This window comes from Streptomyces sp. C (assembly GCF_000158895.1).
Lineage (GTDB): Bacteria > Actinomycetota > Actinomycetes > Streptomycetales > Streptomycetaceae > Streptomyces > Streptomyces racemochromogenes.
On the sequence record NZ_GG657750.1, the window covers coordinates 1,801,930 to 1,803,223 of the forward strand.

At 70.6% G+C, this 1,294-nt stretch carries 1 pseudogene; it reads right to left on the reverse strand.

What is annotated here, in order from left to right:
- Positions 1–204 precede the first annotated feature (204 nt).
- Positions 205–1,143 (reverse strand): annotated as a pseudogene (locus tag SSNG_RS07935) (YafY family protein).
- Positions 1,144–1,294: the final 151 nt, after the last annotated feature.

Consider the following 1,294-nt stretch of genomic DNA (forward strand, 5'->3'; position numbering starts at 1 on the left):
CGTCGGCGTTCCGCGACACGGGAGAGGCGCGGGAGAGACGCCGGGCGGCGTTCATATGCCCGGACACGTCAGCCCGCTGAGCGGATGTTCCTCCGTACCGGGTCACGCTTGTGTCACGGGTTGTCTACGGTCGCCGCCGGTAATCCCGGCTTTACGGGACCCCTTTCGAATTCCGTCGCGGAACCCGAATTCCCCGCCCGGGACTTACTCCCGCGGGGCTTCGACGGCCCGCCCCAGAAGGTCCCGCAGGGCCCGGATCCGGTCCGTCAGCTCGGGGGGTTCCACCACCTCGAACTCACAGCCGATCAGCATGACGTGAATCACCAGGACGTCGAGGCTCACCGCCCCGGTGCGCAGCAGGCAGCTCTCCGCGTCGACCGGCTCCAGCACCCCGTCGGAGGGCCCGATGATCCGCGCCGCCTCCTCCGCCGGGACCCGGAGCCGCACCACCGCCCGGGCCGCGTACGCGCGGTGCGACACGCCCTGCGACACGTACGCGGCGAGGTCCTCGGCGGGCGCCGGGCGCGGGACGAAGCGGGGGCCGTGCGGGGGGCGGGGCTCGATCCGGTCCGCGCGGAAGGTCCGCCAGTCCTCCCGGTCGAGGTCCCAGGCGACGAGGTACCAGCGCCGCTCGGAGCACACCAGGCGGTGCGGCTCGACGGTGCGCCGGCTGACGCTGCCGCCGTGGTCCCGGTACCCGAACCGGAGCCGCTCGCCGTCCCGGCAGACGGCGGCGAGGTCGGTGAGCACGGCCGGGTCGACGGTGTCGCGGCCCGGGCCGCGCAGCATGGGCACGGTGAACTCGTTGAGCGCTGAGACCCGTCGGCGCAGCCGCGACGGCAGCACCTGCTCCAGCTTGGCCAGGGCCCGTACAGAGGCCTCCCCGATCCCCTCGACGCCGTTGCCGGCGGCCGTGCGCAGCCCGACGGCGACCGCGACGGCCTCGTCGTCGTCCAGCAGCAGTTGGGGCAGCTCGGCCCCCGCCCCGAGCTGGTACCCGCCGCCGGTGCCGGGGCTGGCGTTCACCGGGTACCCCAGCTCCCGGAGCCGGTCGACGTCCCGCCGCACGGTGCGGGGCGTCACTCCGAGCCGGGCGGCGAGGTCGGCACCGGTTCATTCTCGGTGGGCCTGTTGGAGGGACAGCTTGTGTTGTAGTCGCTTCTGAGGTCTCCATGCCTCCCCTTTTTTTTTTCTCCTTCCGCGCGGTTCGGTTCTTTTGGCGCCCCATGACTGTTTTTGTCTTTGTCCTCAGGTTCCGCCTATTGTTTTTATTTTCTTTTTTTTTTTTTTTTTT